Below are 17,191 nucleotides of genomic sequence, written 5' to 3'. Positions count from 1 at the left end.
CGCGTCTCTGTGAGTCATCATGAACGCCATTATCATTTAGGTGCCCAGTATGGACAGATTGGGCGTCGGTGCAAGGGTGTTGGCGGGGGATTTGTGCTTGATCACGTTGGCGCAACGCACCCGGTGCAAACTGGCCAGGGAGAGCGCGAGACTACCCAGAGTGATCCCCTGAGCGTAGGCAAGTCCGGGATTGAGCGCCAGATTGAAGGTTTGCGCTGTCATAAAAATCAACATACCCCATAGCAAAGGGTTAATGCGTCCGTCGGCGTCCCGGCAATCCATATTCGCAGCCCAAAGCCTTAACCAGATTTTTCCGTGCATGGTGAGGTACGAAATCACGCCGACGATGCCGTACTTGTAGGTCACGCCGATGAGCCCTAGGTCAGAGGGGAAGAAGGACTTGGCAACAATATCTTGATAGGAAAGGCCGTAGGCGCTGTCCTCCCCGGCACCCAAAATAGGGTGCATAGCAATGTGCTCTATTGCCTTGAGAAACGCCTTTGCGCGAATACTCCCGCCAGCCATTCCAGTTGAGCAAGACAACGTAGACGCCGCTCAGTTTAGCCACCGCGATGGTTCTCGCCGGAACCCTCGAGGCTTTCCTTACTGATGCGCTCGAGGAGCTGTCGATCGCTGATGATCTCTGCGGTGCTATCTATCTCCGCCATGCGCAGCATTTGCTTGATGTTGTGGCCAGCTCCGCTGAGGTACACCGCCGAGCCAGCTTGCCCTGAGTGGGTGAACAGCGGCATAAGTTCTGCAATGCCCGAGCTTTCCAGAAGGTCTACATTGCGGAAATCAATGATGCAGTGCCGATCTCGAGCACCGTGCAACAGGCATTCCACAAAGCCTATTTCGCTGAGCGACTCACGATTCACGCGACCCGACAACATCGATAGTGTTGCGTCTTTTAACGCGTAGGACTGGCAGCTAAAGGACGCAGGGCCATCGGATCGGCCAGCGAGGCTATCGATGGTGCCGCCGTTATCGTTCTCTAAAAGATCCATAAGTCGGGCGGCGGTGAGTTGTCGGCGCACCTGCGTGGACATGCCCATAAGCTGAATCTGATCTCGTTGACTGTGGAGCAGACTCGCCAGATTGAACAATTCTTGTTGGGCGCTGAGCTCGATACGTTTTACCTCAGAGAAGTCGAGGATGCGTAACTCTCCAAAGTCTGCTTCCTTTGCGAGATCTTCGACGACGCGTTGAAGGTACTCATCGCCGACACGACGCGGCAGAGGAAGAAGGGCGATAGACTGATCGCGAGAAGACCACAGCCGCTGCCAGGGGAGAGGCCCCGGACCAGGAAGCGTGGCTTTTCCAAACTGGAAAGTTTCCTTCGCGCGCTGAAGAATCACGGGCGCAGCGAGAGCGCTGAGCTTGAACAGGCCTTTACTGTAGCGCTTCCAAAGGCGACCGGGATCCTGAAGAATTCGGTACACCCACTCGAGGTTCATGGCCTGCCATGCAGCAGGAGCCCGGCGAACGGAACCGATCACGAACTCGAAAGTGCCGCCCACACCGATTGATACCGGAGTATTCAGCTGCTTGCGATTACGGTTGAACCAGAGTTCCTGTTTGGGGTTACCGAGGCCCACCAGGAGGATGTCTGCTTTGGAGGCATGAATCTCTTCCAGGAGAGCGCGGTCGTCTTCCGCCGATGAGGCTAAATCACGACCCGTAGTTTTTACAAAAGGGGCTGCGGTGCCAGCAATCTTTAAACCCCCGTAACAGGCCTCCAGGACTTTTCCGGCTTCTGCGGCCACACCAGCGGCGCCCCCAAGAAGGAAAATCGAAAGACCCTCCTGAGCGGCTCTCTCAGCAATTGCGGGTACGAGATCCGAGCCGCACACGCGCTCGCTGATGGGTCTGCCCAGAAGGCGGCTCAACCAAACGATAGGGAATCCGTCAGCGGTAACCAGGTCTGAGCTGCGCAACACTTCCAGAAGCTCCGGGTGTCGCGGACGGGAGAGCGCCGTACCTAAACAGTTGACGAGGAAGTCTGCGTTCAGCGTCGATACCAGGCGAGCGCGTCCGTCTTTTGCGGATGCCATGGCGATAATTTTCTCCACCGCGCTTTCGAGTGTGAGGTTGTCGACGGGAATACCCAGAGAGTTGAAGCAGTCGCATCCGGGTTTGTAAGTGAGAGAGCCCATGGTCATACCTCAGGAAATATCTGAATTCGTGGAGTTACTTTGAAGATGTAACGCGCGGGCACTTTGGAAGCTGCTCCAGAGTTGCAATTGTCCAGCCACCATTTGTTACTGGCGGGTAGCGGCCGGGAACGACGTCTTCGACGGCGACGACATTCCGTCGATTATTTGAAAGGGCTTTGAAGAGCGCTAAATCTCGCTTGGGGACCACGAGCCAATGGATGATTTCATCGCTAACCCAGCGGTCTACGGACAGGCACAGGCGTTCACAGCGATTAAAGTCTGGCGCGTAAGAGCAGGTAATCATGCTGAGCTCTTCTTGCTTGGGCAGCTGTGTTTCCATGCTTAGAGGTTGCTTTAACAGTCAGTGCCGTACAACGAGAAGTTGGCGTGCCAGTTTCGCCATCTTTTAAAAATGTGTAACTAAAACAATAGTTTATCTCTCGATTGGGTGTTGACCGGTGTGTCTGCGAGCAAGCACCGCCAATACATTCCTCTATCGCATTGCAAAATGCGACTTTATCTGCAAGGTGACTGACCGACTCAATAACGCCGTAAAAAGTGTGTACATAACAACCATATAAAACAATAAGATACTAAGTATTTCATGTATGGTGCGCGGGTTGCTCCATTACAGGCATTGATCATGTGAAGTCGTTTTGGAGAACTAACAATGTCTGTGCTTATTGAGCCTGGCGAAGCCATCACCGCGGGCACTCAACTTCTTGCGACCAGCTACACCGGTTGGTTGCGAGATGCCCACGATGGTTTGTATCCGTTCGTGAAACGAAGCATTGACCTCTTTGTCAGCTCCGTTGCACTCCTTGCACTCCTTCCTCTACTTCTTATTACCGCGTTTGCGGTGAAATCTGAGTCTTCCGGCCCGGTGCTGTTCTCTCAGACGCGTATCGGCCGTCGCGGCCGTCCTTTTAAGTGCTGGAAGTTTCGTTCCATGTATACGGATGCCGAAGCACGCAAAGCAGAGCTGGCAGCGCAAAATGAGATGGATGGTGGGATGACTTTTAAGATGAAGCGCGATCCCCGCATTACTCGTGTCGGTCGATTCATCCGCAAGGCGTCTATTTATGAGTTACCCCAGCTGTGGAATGTATGGATCGGTGAAATGTCCCTGGTGGGTCCGCGACCTCCTGTCCCTGCAGAGGTTGCTCAGTACACAGCCATGGACCGCCTGCGTCTCTCTGTAAAGCCCTGCATCACTTGCATCTGGCAGGTGAGTGGTCGCAGTGACATTCCTTTTGACGAGCAGGTTCAGCTGGACATTCGTTACATCCACGAGCGCTCATTGTGGATGGACATTCGTTTGTTGTTTGCGACCGTGCCTGCCGTTTTGTTTGCGCGTGGTGCTTATTGAGTCAGGAGCTACAGCCACTGCTAGACTGACGCCCTGAGAAACTGCTTAGGAGCCATCCCGCGTGGAGGCACCCGCCGCCAACTGCCGCAATTGCGATACCCCCCTCGACGGGCAATTCTGCACAAACTGCGGTCAACGAGAGGGTCGGGGTGACCTGCACTTTGGGGAAGCCGTCACCGACATTATGGGTGACGTGTTTACCTGGGATTCGCGGGTCTGGCGAACGCTCTCTTCGCTACTGTTTCGTCCGGGGTTTTTGACGGCAGAGTTCAACGCGGGCCGCCGCGCTCGATACATGCCACCTTTCCGGCTGTATATCGTGGTCTCCTTTTTGCTGTTCCTCACCCTTTCCCTGATGGCGAGCTATGTCGTGGGTTCCGGCGGTTCAGGAGAGGACTCTGTGGGCCCGACTGTGTCCTTTGGCCTGGATGTTGACTCGAATGACGAAGAGCTTGAAGAGGTCCTGTCGGACGCAGCGCCAGACAGAGTCGATAGTGCGATAGCAAAGAAAATTGCCGAAGAGCGGGCCGCGGGCAACGAAGAGGTTGTGCAGGTTTTAGAGGAGATCGACGCCGCCCTGGATTCTGAGGAGGCTTCCCGGAAGTTTACGGTAAACCTGTTAGATGGCGGTCCCGAGTGGGTGACGGAGCTGGAAAAGCGCATTGAGACTAACGCTTCTCAGGTCAGCGACGACCCCAGTGACTATATTGGCCAGCTCTTCGAGTACCTTCCGCAGGTGATGTTTGTCATGCTGCCGGTATTCGCACTGCTTCTGAAGCTGGTTTACGCACTCTCTCCATTCCACTACTTGCAGCACCTGGTTTTTGCGCTGCACTACCACACCTTTGTTTACCTTCTATATTTGTTAACGGTGCTCCTTGAGCTGGTTAGTCTGCGTATCGACGGCTTGTTTTCTATAGTGCTCATCATCTACCTGCTGCTTGCCCTGCGCGGCACTTATGCCAGTGGCTGGCCAGGCGCGATTGGAAAGTCGCTATTTCTGATGTTCAGCTACGGTATCGCACTATTGATCGGAATGGCGGTGGCGGCTGTTGCCGTGCTGGCGGCTATGTAGCCGGGGAGTAACGCTTTTCGATGTGCCGCGCCAGGATTCGTTCTCGCTCCCGTTTGACCAAGGCGTCGTCCTTTAATGCCCACAGCCTGTCCCGGGCGCTGCGATAGGTTTCGCTCACATCCACAACCGGGGGGCAGTAAGGTCTGCTGTCCAGTCCGTAGATGAGTTGTTCCATCGGACTTAGCTCCCAGGGGCGATGAATCATCGGAGCGGGCACCTCAGCAAGCTCCGGTACCCACTGGCGAATGAAGTCACCCTCGGGATCGTGCTCCTCGGACTGCTTAACCGGGTTGTAGATACGGATGGTATTGATACCGGTGACGCCCGCCTGCATTTGCAACTGTGCAAAGTGAATCCCGGGCTCAAAGTCCAAAAATAACGAGGCGAGATGTGCTGCGCCCGTACGCCAGTCCTGCCAAAGATGATGGGTTAAAAAGCTGACCAGCATCGCTCGGGAACGAAAATTGATGTACCCCGTGGCGGCGAGACAGCGCATGCTCGCGTCTACGAGTGGATAACCCGTCCGACCTTCGGTCCAGGCCTTCAGGAACTTATCGTTTCGCGACCGCGGGTGCGTGAGGTAGCCGCGATTGATGTCCTCGTGTTCCATACGACATTCCATTTCGAACTTTTGAATGAAATGACAGTGCCAATGCAGCCGGGACTCAAAAGCCTGAAGAGCCCGGCTCGGGCCCTGTGCTTCCTGCGTTTCCTTAAGAGCCTGAAAGACCTGCCGAATACTCAGATTTCCCCAGGCCAGGTAAGGGGATAGTCGAGAACAACTCTGGCGACTTGCCCGCGGTTTAGAAATGTTTCGGGCGTAGCCGGGGGAGCGCCGCTGCAAAAAGTCCCTGAGGGTTTTTTGGGCCTCGCGTTCGCCGCCGGACTGAAAGCTACTGCTGGGAGCCTGCCAATGCTTCGGTGGGTCTTGTAGATGAAATGCCCTGAGCACCTGCTCACACTCTCTGCTGCCTTGAATCTTGCGGGGGTCGGTGACGCTTCGGGCTTTGGACATGTGCCGGGTCCAGTTCTGGTTCCAGCCCCGGCGATTTTTGCGGCCTCTCTGTACGCCGTTACTCGAAAACTCCTGCCAGGGAATAGCGTGAGTTTTGAGTGTTTTTGCGACATCGCGATCCCGAGCAAAGGTCTTTGCCAGGCCCGTTTCTTCGTGGGAGTACACGCTGTGTATCTGCTTTGCCGCGGCAAGAGCCCGAAAGATATCCCGAGGCTCTCCCTGGCAAATCTGTAGTGCCCGAGACCGGGGGTCGAGCGTCTGGCGCAAATCGCTAAGAGACTCCCAGACGAATCGCCAGTGCCGATCATCGTAATGAGGGTCCGTCAAAAGCTCTGGTTCAAAACAATAAAGCAGTACTACGGGTAGACCGGTCGCCAGAGCCGCTTCCAGCGGTTCGTGGTCCTGTAAGCGCAAATCACGCTTTAACCAGACGAGCGCGTTCACGCCTGCCGTGTTTCCAGGGGAGTATTCGGCGCGTCGCTTGATGCTGCTTCACGGGAGGGAGAGACGGCAGGTGCAGGTCGAAGAGAGGCCACTGCAAATGGGTTGTCGATAAATTCGCCACTGGCTCCGTCCAGAAGCTGGCCGGGGTTCAAGCGCAATGCTCTGACCGCAATTCGATAGGTATCACGATCAAAGATAAGTTCGCTCTCTCGTTTGGCGGCCTGGCGAGCGCGATCTCGACGTGTGTAGGTGCCGAGGTAGGACCAGTGGTTGAGCAGGTGGAACTGTCGTTTGGGCTGTAGTGGAGCGTTTGTCCCATCGTATTTGCTGCCTTTATCCCGCTCTTCAACAATGAGAACGGGGCCGGGAAACGGCCAGGCTGCGATACGCTGTTTCTCCAAGGCGGCCAGGAGGCGGGCATTGTGATCAGCGGCGCTTTCTTGTCCGGCGCAGGCGCCCGCACAGCGGCCAATTTGTTGTTGAAAGCAGGGACCTTTGCCGCGCTCCGCGCCGAGCATCCGCAGACAAAGACCGTGTTCCCGGGCAAGGCTTCGCAGGGACTCATCGATGTGCCTACGGGATCTAAACAGGCCGAACACGGATTCAATACGCTCTCCTGCAGGGCAAAAGTCACTGGGAACCACCTGCATAAAGCCCTCTACGTCTTCCTGAAGGCGCTGCGTCCAAAGCTTGCGGCTGCGCCGCTGCCTCCGGTTGTACAGGGGAGCTTCTGCTTTTATCGCGGCATTTTCCATAAGTAATGCGCCGACTTCACCGGCGGTCAGCTGACAATCAACGCGATCTACGGCTGCCATCATGCGTTGCTGACGTCCTGGCTCCCGGGCATCGGCAAAGTGGCTGTTCAGGCGTGTCCCGATGTCGATACTCTTGCCCACATACAGCAACGCATCGTCCGCACTGAAAAAACGGTACACGCCCGGGCAGCGAGGCGCTGACTCAAGGAAGTCTCCCTCGCAGCTGTAGCGTGTGTTTTGGCGATTAAGCAACATAGTGTTCGCGTATTTACTCTCCGGATACGATCTTGAAGGAAATCTTTCGCCGGTGTGTACGGCGAACTCCTCGCGTCCAACTTTTGTCAGCATGGTCGCAGATTCGGTGTCAGATTTTGACGCTTTTACGACGATCTTTAGGCAGAAACACGGCAGACTGTCGTTTTGGGCGACAGGTGCTTCCTAAAAGTCATGAAAGTGATGCTCAGTGACCTCAAGACTCGGACGATCGATCGCATCGTTGTTGAGTCCGTGGATCTAAGTCTTTACATCGCCTATGCAGATGTCCCGGAAGGACGTCTGTTGATCGCCGCGGACGATGGTAAACCGCTCAAAACTCGCAATTTACTGGATATGAAATCCGCCCTGTCCAAATTGCGCGCCGCAGAGATGGTGCTTGTTCAGCGTAGTGCCTACGATGAGATGGTAGGGCAGTCTTTTGCACCCACAGATAACGGTATGGAAATTCCTTTGGGGCCGGGTTTTGAGGCGCTCCCCGCCTGGGAGCACTGAACACCGGTAAACAAGGAGCTGGTAGCAGGAGGGCCCCAGGCTGCATTCCTTTGAGCGGCGAAGCTAGGGATACTGACGAAGCGTCAGGGTGTTGCCGCGCTGGGTGAATTCAATGTGCTTGAGAAAACTCATGCCCAGCAAAACCTCGTTCATCTGAAGCCCCGGGGTGATAGAGGCCTCAACATTGTTCAGGCGAATGTCGCCCACACCTACCTCCTGTAAACGCGTGAGATAGCTGCGCGTACTACCATTGGCGGTGTTAGTCATGATTGCCCTGCCTTTGGGGAGTGACAGTCGCTCGGCAAGTGCCGCTGGTATCGCCACCCCGGTGGCACCCGTGTCTAAAAGAAACACAACCTCTGCGCCATTGATGGTACCCGCGCTAAGGTAGTGCCCCATGCGATTGCGTCGCAGTTCTACCTCTCGCACGCCCTCAGCCGTGACTGCGGTATCCACACTGCGATTCGGGTTGCGCTGTCGATCCAGCACATCACCGAAATACAGCATGAGCAGGGCCATCACTGCGAGCCACGCAAAGACCTGCATGGTGCGGCCCATGCGCCGGCGTTCCTGTTGTGGATCATCCACAGATCACTAAAGCCTCTTAACTGTGTTTAACTTGTTACGTTTCCTATGAAACATAGACCAGTTTATTCGCGCTTAGTTGCCACTCCCTCAACGCGTTGTGACTGGTATGATCGGTCATGAACTTTCGCCAAACTACATAATAAAAAACTACCGCGCGATGCGCGGCAAAAAGGGCCCCTCTATGACAAGCCAGCCCTGGCAGAATCTTAAGACCAGTGAGCGCGTTATCGCGGTACTGGATGCGGCACACAGCATCGAGCAAAACCAGCTCGAAGAGTTTTTGCAGACATCGATTAGCGAGCACGCTATCACTGCCGACGTGCATGAGTGCGTATTGCCGCTGGTACTCGACCGCGAGAACCCTGTGACGACTCCTTTGCGACCCCTGTTGGATCTGCCGGGGGATACGATGGTGTTGCCTTTGCGCGTGGTGTGGCGCACATCCCTTCAGGAAAAAAGTACACGACCCCGTCCCCGGGATTTACTCTTTGGCAGTCCCAGGCGTCCAGGTCCCTTTCGGGCCCGTCGCATTATGCGCCAGCATCCGGAGCGTGTTGTCTGCATTGCCGGTGAGCCGGCAACCATTGATCAGTTGCGCGACCGTTTACAGAAGCTTCAGGGCGTCGAAGTCGATAACGATGCTCTCGCTTCCTTTGTCGCGGGACAGGCCGGGCTGGCTTTGGATGTCGCCGAGCGTCGCTTGCAGGGCAGTCGCTACAAAGTCCCTCGCCGGGTTGCCAGCAACCTCCTGGCCAGTGCCAAGTTTCGTGCGGCACTCGACGAAGTGTCGGCAAAAACTGGCCGGAGTATGGATGATCTCTTCCATGAGTCCGAGGAGATTATGCGCGAGCTCATAGCGCGGCCACAGCCGTTTTGGCTCGACGTCATGGCGCAACTCAATCACTGGGTCATGCGTCTTGGCTATGACGCTGATGTAGTCATCAACAAAGAAGGTTTGGCGCGGGTGAGGCAATGGTCTCGAGAATATCCCACGGCGCTGTTGTGGACGCACAAGACCCACGTTGACGGTTTCGCCGTGAATGCCATGTGCGCGGACAACGATTTTCCGGCACCGCACATCCTTGGCGGCGTAAACATGGCCTTTGCGGGTCTGGGCTTTATTGCCAAGCGGGCCGGCGCGATCTTTATACGCCGAAGCTTTCAGGACGACCTTCTCTACAAAGCGGTCTTACGCCAGTACATCGGTTATCTGATGGAAAAGCGTTTTCCTTTGTCCTGGGCTTTTGAGGGCACCCGTTCGCGCGTGGGCAAGCTCATGCCTCCACGCTATGGCCTGCTCAAGTACGTCATGGATTCCGCCCATGCCACGGGCGCCGAGAATCTACACATCATTCCAATTTCTATCAGCTACGACATGATTGGCGACGTTAAGGACTACGCCGCGATGGAGTCCGGAGCGACCAAAAGACCCGAGAGCCTCAGCTGGTTTATCGGCTATCTGCGCGGTCTTCGTCAGCCCATGGGTAAAATCTATTTCGACTTTGGAGAGCCTGTGGTGCTGCCCAAAGCGCCGTCGCCAGATGATCCCAGAGAGTTGCAGCAGGTAGCCTTCGCGGTGGGTGTGGCGGTCAACAAGGTATCGCCCATTACCTTGCCCTCGCTTATCAGTATGGTGTTGCTCGGATCCGCACCCCGCGCACTCACCGCCGATGAACTGAGTTCTGAGGTGGTTGCTCTCACGGATTGGGCGCGTAAAAGACATATCGGCCTGACCCGGGATCTGGATCAACAGGATCCCACGGAGGTCTCGGATCTTACTGACAAAATGATAGGTAGCGGATTGTTAACGCGCTACGACGACGGTCCGGAGCAGGTGTACACCATCGCCGCAGAGCAACACGGCGTGGCGAGTTACTACCGCAACATGGTGATCCATTATTTTCTTAACAAGTCCATTGTTGAGCTGGCCCTGGTGAACATGGCTCAGCTCGAGCAAACCGGTAGCGACGCTTTTTGGGAAGAGGCAGAGCGCTTGCGGGACTACTTTAAGTTCGAGTTTTTCTACGCCCCCAAAGAAGAGTTTCGCCGCGATGTGAACAACGAACTATCGCGCTACCAGCCTGCCTGGGAGGCGGCTTTGGACGAGGCTGGAGCACCGTTGGCGATTTTTTCCCGTCTCCAGCCGCGTATGGCACATGCTGTGCTGCTACCTTTTGTAGAGGCCTATCGCGTCGTCGCGGATGTAATGGCCCGGCACGCACCGGGAGACCCTCTGAGCGAGAAGGACTGCGTGCAGAAGTCCTTGGCCTATGGGCGACAGGCTTATCTTCAGCGGCGTATTAGCTCTGAGGCGTCCATCGGCAAACTGCTGTTCAGCAATGGGTATCGACTCATGGACAATCTCGAACTGGTGGATGGTGACCGTGATGATCTTGCTGAGCGTCGTCTGCAATTGGCGCAGACTTTTCGCGAGTTACAGAGACGTATCGAGCGTGTACGTGCAGCGGCGCTTCCCTAAGGTGGATCCGAGCGCTTGTTTGATAATGCGTCCTTCAACTACTTAGCTTAGGCACGGATTTATGCACCAGCTTAGCCCTCAGGATGCTCAGTTTCTTTACGCCGAGACAGAGCATAACCTCACCCACGTTACCAGCGTGGCGATCTACGACCCTTCTACAGTGCCGGGCGGCGAGACGGTGCGCTTTACCGACATCATTGCCCATGTGCGTGAACGCCTTGCCTACAACCCCGTGTTTTTTCGTCGGCTGTTAAGACTGCCCCTGGAAATAGACTATCCCTACTGGGTCGAAGACGAGTATTTCGATCTCGAGTACCACATGCAGCATGGGCGGCTGCCGGAGCCGGGCGATTGGCGACAGTTTTGTATTCACATGGCGCGCTATCACAGCCGGCCGCTGGATATGAATCGCCCGCCGTGGGAGATCTTTGTTGTTGAGGGTCTCGACCACGTCGAGGGCCTTCCTAAAGGCTGCTACGCGGTTGCCACAAAAATCCATCATGCCGCGGTTGACGGTGCATCCCTCATGAAGTTCTTTGCCAGCATGGCTGATGGCGATAATTTGGGTACACCTCTGGTGCCCCTAGAGGAAGTGGAAGTGGGGTCCGGCGAGATTCCCGCTATGCCGGCGTTAATCTCTCAGGCCTTCAAAAACAATCTGCGTTCTCCCTTGCGCATAGCCGAGACCGTCATGCGCGCCGCGCCGGGCTTGGTGCAAGCGGCTCAGGACTCCGTGGCCAAGCGTGATACTGGCGACAAGCATCCGGTGCCGCCGACGCGCTTCAATGTGGACCTTTCTCCCCACAAAATGTTTGATGCCCGGGTGGTGCCCCTGGACGATCTAAAACGCATTCGTCAGTTGAAACCCGGCGTTACGATTAACGATGTTGTGTTAGCGATTTGTGCCGGGGCGCTGCGCCGCTATCTGTCGCATCACGGCGAATTACCTGACGAATCGATCATCGCCTGGGTACCGATCAATGCCCGCCCACGGGGAGATGACGGTAAGGACCTGCCGGGCAACAATATTTCGGCAATGACAACACCGATCTTTACCGACGAGAAAGATCCGCTTGAGCGTCTCCAGCGCATCCACAAGTCCACTCAGGCCAGTAAGGAGGCGCGGTCGGGTATCTCAGCCCGTTTGATGACCGATGTCACCCGGCATGTGCCCGCAGCCACACAGGTTCTGGCCAGTCGACTTCTGCTGCGTAGCGGCGCGGCTGCTCGGATGTGTAATCTGTTCATCTCCAACGTGCCGGGGCCGCAGATCCCCATGTATATGAACGGTGCGCGCATGGTTCGCAGCGTAGGCTTGGCACCCCTCGCAGATGGCATGGGCCTGTTTATTGGAACGCCAAGCTATGACGGCCAAATGAGCTTTAACGTGATTTCTACCCGGGAGCTACTGCCGGATATCGAGTTCTTTATGGACTGCCTTGAGAGTTCGGTGGCTGAGTTGCTCCAGTTGGTAGAAGAGGGTGTAAAGCCCAAAAAACCGCGTCTCGCTATAGCTAGGCCTAAGGCCAAAGCCAAAGCCAAAGCCAAAGCCAAGCCCAAGCCTAAAGCCAAAGCGCGGTCTGCGCGTAGTACCCAAACTCCGAGCTAACTCATAAAAGGTGTTGAGAGTGAACCTTAAGCAAGCCAGTCTTCCCGCGTCGCAATCAAAACTGTGTGCTGGCGCGCTTGCGATTTTATTGAGCCTGCCCGGTCTGGCGTTGTCTCAGAACCTCTATTTAACCCTCGCAAGCCAGCCGCCTACCAGCGGAGTGATAAGCACTAAGGATAGCGACACTTTGACCTTAACCACGATCTCTGGAGGTCGCGTTAGTTTTGCCCGTGCCAGTGGCCGGGATTATGAATTGCAGGCCCGTGGTGGTTTTTTCTGGACCCAGGTACAGGAGCAACCCCGTGATGCAGATTCGGTGGCTTTAGCGCCCACGGTGCTGGAGGACGGCAGTATTCAGGTGGTAGTGGATGTGTCGCAAAAGCTTGACCGGCGCCAGTAAAGTTACAGCTCTACTCTGGTTGCACAGCCCGGGGAGTGGCTGCGACTGTTGGGCCCGGCACCGCAGCAGTCCCGAGGTACGAAAGTGTACGGGACGCAAACCGTGGCCGAGGAGTCGCTGTTCTTATTGGTAGAAACCCAGTGAGCTTTTGGGGACGCGCGGCTAGCTGACGCTTAGTCGCGATCGAGTTTTTCGGCGCTGCGCTCCAGTCGCAGACAGACTTCTTCAAGCCTTTCCGTGAGCAGCTCCGCATCAGTGTCGCCTTTGTGACTGTCGCGGAGTCCTTCCCACATGGGGTCCAGCAGGGTATCGACATAGGCGTCCAGACCTTCGGTACCGTGGTGATACATATGCGTGCGGAGACCATACTCAAGGGTCCCAAAAAACAGGTCGCGCAGCGGACGCACCTCGAGGGTGTTACGCAGGTCGCCTCTCTCAATACCCTCACGCACCGCGCGATCCAGATGCCCCACGTAGTTGCGATTGAGAGCTCGAAATGGCGAATTTGCGCTTTGGCCGAGTAGCTCCAGCTCCACCCCGACATAGACCTGCAGCAGGCGCATCATGAGTGCGTTGTCCGCCGCGAGTGACGAGACGTGGTGAACCGCCATGGCGTGCAATCGGCCCCGGGTGTCCATCACTGTGTCGAGTACTTCGGCCGCTTTTGGATTGAGGACGCCGTTGTAAAAGCGATCCAGAATACCGAGCATCAGCTCGTTCTTGCTGCCAAAGTAATGAAAAACGGTGCCCTCAGACACGCCTGCGGCCGCAGCGATTTTTCGGGTGGATGTGGCGTGAAAGCCAGCCGTGGCAAACAGCTTGGTAGCCGCATCGAGAATGCCGCGCTCGCGCTCTTCGAGGCGTTCCCTGGATCGTCGTCGGGCGTTCTCAGTCATCAGGTTTCTCGCCAATGGTCATGAGCGCAGCATAGAGTGTCAAAAATCGCGCGTAAACGATTTATTGAGCAATACTTGATAATTATTGAGTATTGCATAATTATCTGAACTTCAGGCTACCTTTAGTAGAGATAACTATGACCGGCAAAGAGAGTATCCGTATCGGTGGTGCCTCCGGCTTCTGGGGGGATGCAGCGCTGGCGACGCCACAGCTTCTCGCCTCGGGCGATCTCGACTATATGGTTTATGACTATCTGGCCGAGGTCACTATGTCCATCATGGCCAGAGCCCGCGCGGCGGATGCTTCCAAGGGATACGCCACAGACTTTGTGCACGCGGCCATGGCGCCCAATCTTTCGCAAATCGCTGCCCAGGGCGTGAAGGTGCTTGCAAATGCCGGTGGTGTTAATCCCCGCGCTTGCGCGGAGGCTTTGTGCAAAGTTATCGCCGATCAGGGTTTGGAACTTAAAGTTGCTGTGGTGTTGGGCGACGATCTGGCGGATCGCGCTGAAGAGTTTGCCCATGAGACTGAAATGTTCTCCGGGGAGTCTTTTCCCGAACCGTCGAGCATCGCCAGCATCAACGCCTATCTGGGCGCGTTCCCGATAGCTGCCGCCCTGGACGCCGGAGCGGACATCGTTATTACCGGCCGCTGTGTCGACAGCGCGGTCACCCTGGGCGCCTGTATTCATGCCTTTAACTGGCAGAGAGACGATTTTGATCGGCTCGCCCAGGGCAGTCTGGCCGGACATATTCTGGAGTGTGGTACGCAGGCTACCGGCGGTAACTTCACCGATTGGGAATCCATAGTAGACACCCTGGGGTCGGCGGGTTATCCCATCGCTGAGCTATCGCCCGACGGTGGCTTTACTGTGAGTAAACCCTCGGGAACCGGTGGTTTGGTGAGTGTGGGCACCGTGGGCGAGCAAATGTTGTACGAAATTGGCGACCCAGGTGCTTACTTACTGCCCGACGTTGTCTGCGACTTCACCCGGGTCGAGTTGTTTCAGCTCGGTCCTGATCTTGTGGGTGTGAGTGGTGCTCGCGGGCATGGTGCACCGTCAGGCTATAAAGTCAGTGCAACCTGGGCCGACGGTTTCAGGGCCGGGCAGATCTGGACCATGATTGGTCGCGGAGCCCCGCAGAAAGCGCAACATCTGGCAGAAAGCATTTTTGCCCGTACCGAAGCCATGCTCAAACAAGCTGGCCTTGAACCCCTGCGGGAAACGAGTGTTGAAGTGCTCGGTGTTGAGTCTCACTTCGGCAGTGCGGTTCGTTACTTCAGAAGTCGCGAGGTGGACGTCAAGCTTGCGGTGAAGCACGCAAGCCCCAAGGGCGTCGGTATATTTCTCAAAGAGATGGTCGGGCTGGCACTGACAGCCCCTCCGGGCCTGGCAAGCTTTGCTGGAGCCAGGGCAAAGCCCACGCCGGTGGTTCGCCTGTTCTCCATGCTCATTCCGAAGGAGCAGTTGCAGATTCAGATAGAACTCGATGGGCAGCTGCTCCCCGAGTTTGGGGCTGAGGTTGCCCGTGTTCAGGAATTGCCGAGCCCGATCGCCGTACCGGCCCCTGACGACTCAATAACAGAGTTTGTTGATGTGCCTCTCGAACTACTCGCTTTTGGACGCAGTGGTGACAAGGGCGACAAAGCCAACATTGGCATTATGGCCAGGCACCCGGATTTTTTGTCCTGGATTGCGGCGACGCTGACTATCGAAAGAGTTGCAAGTTACTTTGCGCACTTTTTGAAAGCGGATCAGCCAGTGCCCGTGGAGCGATTTTATTTGCCGGGTACCGACGCTTTGAATTTTCTCCTCCACGATGTTCTGGGCGGGGGCGGCACGGCCAGTCTCCGGGCAGATCCTCAGGGTAAGGCGTATGCCCAGCTCCTGCTGACCGAGCGTATCGCCATTCCCCGCGCTCTCGCGGTGGAACATCAATTGCCCATTACCGAATAACGCTAAGAGACTCATCTTATGGCAGATCAGGCCAAGCCCTTTCGCTCAACGATCAGCAATGCCGCGGATTCCTTTGTGCGCAACACAGAGGATCACCTTGAGCTTATCGAAAAAATGAACGCTATCCTTGAACGCTCACGGACTCTGTCCGATGCGGCACGGCCGCGCTTTGAGCGACGGGGCCAACTGTTGCCAAGGGAGCGTCTGGCCAGATTGCTGGACCCGGGGTCGCCGTTTCTGGAAATTGGAAATATGGCAGGGTACCTCCTGGATGACAGTAACGCGGAAACCTCGGTACCGGGTGCAACGCAAATAGCGGGCATCGGCTACGTCTCGGGCACGCGGTGCATGATTCAGGTAGATGATTCCGGGATTAACGCGGGATCTATGACACGCACCTCGACCCGCAAGGGTTGTCGGATCATGGACATTGCCTTGCAGCAGAAACTGCCCTTTGTGCATCTCGTGGAGAGCGCCGGTGCCAACCTGTTGGAGTACGAGGTAGAAATGTGGATGGCCGGAGGGGGTATTTTTGCCCGCCTGGCGCGCCTGTCCGCTGCGGGTCTTCCCGTGATTACGGTTCTTCATGGGGCGTCCGCTGCAGGCGGCGCTTATATGCCCGGACTGAGTGACTACGTTGTTGGAGTGAAGGATAACGGTAAGGCTTATCTTGCCGGTCCAGCGCTCCTTAAGGCTGCCACGGGAGAGGTTGCCGATGATGCCGAGCTAGGTGGAGCCGCCATGCACTCTCAGGTGACCGGACTGGTGGATTACCTTGCAGATGACGATGCGCATGGACTGCAGTTGTGTCGCGAAGTGCTTGGACGCATCAACTGGAATCGACGCTGTGAGCAGCCGCCCGGACGGGACTTCGATGAGCCTTTATATCCCCCTGAGGAGCTGCTGGGTGTGGTTCCCGTGGATTACCGACAACCCTACGATGCCCGGGAAGTCATTGCCCGTTTGGTAGACGGTTCGAGCTTTCTGGAATTTAAGCCAGCCTATGGCCTCACGCTATTGTGTATGCAGGCCAGTATTCATGGTCTGCCCGTGGGGATCATAGGTAACAACGGTCCCATTGATCCCGACGGTGCCACCAAGGCGGCGCAGTTTATTCAGCTTTGCGATCAGTCTGATACGCCCCTGCTGTTTGTGCAGAACATTACCGGCTACATGGTAGGTACTCAGTATGAGCACGCGGGAATGATTAAGCACGGTGCGAAGATGATTCAGGCGGTGACCAACGCCCGGGTGCCACGCTTAACCCTGATGATCGGCGCCAGTTTTGGCGCTGGTAATTACGGCATGTGTGGTCAGGGCTACGATCCGGACTTCGTGTTTTCCTGGCCCAATATTCAGATCGGCGTTATGGGCGGCGAGCAGGCAGCCAAAACCATGTCCGAAGTGTTTCGTGCAGGGGCCGCACGTAAGGGTCGAGAAGTTGACGAGTCCATGCTCAGCGCGCAGGAAGAAAAAGTGATCGCTCATTATGATCGTCAATCCGATGCCTTTTATACCTCGGGCCGGATGTTGGATGACGGGCTCATCGACCCCCGGGACAGCCGCAAGGTTATAGCGATGGCTTTACAGACCTGTTGGGAGGGCCGCCATCGCCAAGTGAGTCCCAACGCCTTTGGCGTTGCCCGAATGTAATGGTCACCTCAGTCGAATAAGGAATA

15 protein-coding genes are annotated in these 17,191 nt (G+C 56.1%); 8 read left to right on the top strand and 7 right to left on the bottom strand.

Annotated elements, in window-relative coordinates; all coding sequences use genetic code 11:
- Positions 1-36: 36 nt before the first annotated feature.
- The 3 genes from ACTG39_RS00615 to ACTG39_RS00605 are packed head-to-tail and all read right to left on the bottom strand — an operon-like array spanning position 37 to position 2,496.
- Positions 37-543, bottom strand: a complete 507-nt coding sequence (locus tag ACTG39_RS00615) for a hypothetical protein (protein ID WP_439105575.1) — start codon at positions 541-543, stop codon at positions 37-39.
- 17 nt (positions 544-560) lie between these two features.
- Positions 561-2,156, bottom strand: a complete 1,596-nt coding sequence (locus ACTG39_RS00610; protein ID WP_439105574.1) for a WecB/TagA/CpsF family glycosyltransferase — start codon at positions 2,154-2,156, stop codon at positions 561-563.
- Positions 2,157-2,190: 34 nt separating this feature from the next.
- A complete protein-coding gene (locus ACTG39_RS00605) occupies positions 2,191-2,496 on the bottom strand; it encodes a hypothetical protein (protein WP_439105573.1) in 306 nt (101 codons plus the stop codon).
- A gap of 330 nt (positions 2,497-2,826) precedes the next feature.
- Between ACTG39_RS00605 and ACTG39_RS00600 the strand changes: the two genes are divergently transcribed.
- Both ACTG39_RS00600 and ACTG39_RS00595 read left to right on the top strand, forming a co-directional pair.
- Positions 2,827-3,525 (top strand): sugar transferase, encoded by a 699-nt coding sequence (locus ACTG39_RS00600; protein ID WP_439105572.1) that lies wholly within the window; start codon positions 2,827-2,829, stop codon positions 3,523-3,525.
- A 61-nt stretch (positions 3,526-3,586) separates the two neighbouring features.
- Entirely contained in the window at positions 3,587-4,600 is a 1,014-nt protein-coding gene (locus tag ACTG39_RS00595) for a DUF3667 domain-containing protein (protein WP_439105571.1), read from the top strand.
- Here the strand turns inward: ACTG39_RS00595 and ACTG39_RS00590 are convergent.
- Positions 4,593-6,059 (bottom strand): FAD-binding domain-containing protein, encoded by a 1,467-nt coding sequence (locus ACTG39_RS00590; protein ID WP_439105570.1) that lies wholly within the window; start codon positions 6,057-6,059, stop codon positions 4,593-4,595. The two genes, ACTG39_RS00595 and ACTG39_RS00590, sit on opposite strands and share 8 nt — an antisense overlap.
- Positions 6,056-7,069, bottom strand: coding sequence for a GIY-YIG nuclease family protein (locus ACTG39_RS00585; RefSeq protein ID WP_439105569.1), 1,014 nt, complete (start codon positions 7,067-7,069; stop codon positions 6,056-6,058). Before ACTG39_RS00585 ends, ACTG39_RS00590 begins: the two co-directional genes overlap by 4 nt.
- Before the next feature lie 192 nt (positions 7,070-7,261).
- Here ACTG39_RS00585 and ACTG39_RS00580 point away from each other — a divergent pair, with 192 nt between their 5' ends.
- Positions 7,262-7,582: a DUF6482 family protein gene (locus tag ACTG39_RS00580; protein WP_439105568.1), complete on the top strand. Its 321-nt coding sequence runs from the start codon at positions 7,262-7,264 to the stop codon at positions 7,580-7,582.
- A 63-nt stretch (positions 7,583-7,645) separates the two neighbouring features.
- Here the strand turns inward: ACTG39_RS00580 and ACTG39_RS00575 are convergent, their stop codons facing one another.
- Positions 7,646-8,170, bottom strand: coding sequence for a retropepsin-like aspartic protease family protein (locus tag ACTG39_RS00575; RefSeq protein ID WP_439105567.1), 525 nt, complete (start codon positions 8,168-8,170; stop codon positions 7,646-7,648).
- Positions 8,171-8,351: 181 nt separating this feature from the next.
- Between ACTG39_RS00575 and ACTG39_RS00570 the strand changes: the two genes are divergently transcribed.
- The 3 genes from ACTG39_RS00570 (at position 8,352) to ACTG39_RS00560 (ending at position 12,658) form a co-directional block, all read left to right on the top strand.
- Positions 8,352-10,649 carry a glycerol-3-phosphate 1-O-acyltransferase gene (locus ACTG39_RS00570; protein WP_439105566.1) on the top strand — a complete coding sequence of 766 codons (2,298 nt, stop codon included), beginning with the start codon at positions 8,352-8,354 and terminating at the stop codon, positions 10,647-10,649.
- 61 nt (positions 10,650-10,710) lie between these two features.
- Positions 10,711-12,258 (top strand): WS/DGAT/MGAT family O-acyltransferase, encoded by a 1,548-nt coding sequence (locus ACTG39_RS00565; protein ID WP_439105565.1) that lies wholly within the window; start codon positions 10,711-10,713, stop codon positions 12,256-12,258.
- Positions 12,259-12,277: 19 nt separating this feature from the next.
- Positions 12,278-12,658, top strand: coding sequence for a hypothetical protein (locus ACTG39_RS00560; protein ID WP_439105564.1), 381 nt, complete (start codon positions 12,278-12,280; stop codon positions 12,656-12,658).
- Positions 12,659-12,831: 173 nt separating this feature from the next.
- Here ACTG39_RS00560 and ACTG39_RS00555 read toward each other — a convergent pair whose 3' ends face one another.
- Complete coding sequence (locus tag ACTG39_RS00555) at positions 12,832-13,554, bottom strand: TetR/AcrR family transcriptional regulator (protein WP_439105563.1); 723 nt, start codon at positions 13,552-13,554, stop codon at positions 12,832-12,834.
- A gap of 137 nt (positions 13,555-13,691) precedes the next feature.
- Here ACTG39_RS00555 and ACTG39_RS00550 point away from each other — a divergent pair, with 137 nt between their 5' ends.
- Both ACTG39_RS00550 and ACTG39_RS00545 read left to right on the top strand, forming a co-directional pair.
- Positions 13,692-15,512 carry an acyclic terpene utilization AtuA family protein gene (locus ACTG39_RS00550; protein ID WP_439105562.1) on the top strand — a complete coding sequence of 607 codons (1,821 nt, stop codon included), beginning with the start codon at positions 13,692-13,694 and terminating at the stop codon, positions 15,510-15,512.
- A gap of 18 nt (positions 15,513-15,530) precedes the next feature.
- Complete coding sequence (locus ACTG39_RS00545) at positions 15,531-17,165, top strand: acyl-CoA carboxylase subunit beta (protein ID WP_439105561.1); 1,635 nt, start codon at positions 15,531-15,533, stop codon at positions 17,163-17,165.
- Positions 17,166-17,191 lie beyond the last annotated feature (26 nt).

Source organism: Congregibacter sp. (genome assembly GCF_965662665.1).
Lineage (GTDB): Bacteria > Pseudomonadota > Gammaproteobacteria > Pseudomonadales > Halieaceae > Congregibacter.
This window is presented reverse-complemented; position numbering and strand designations above follow the sequence as displayed.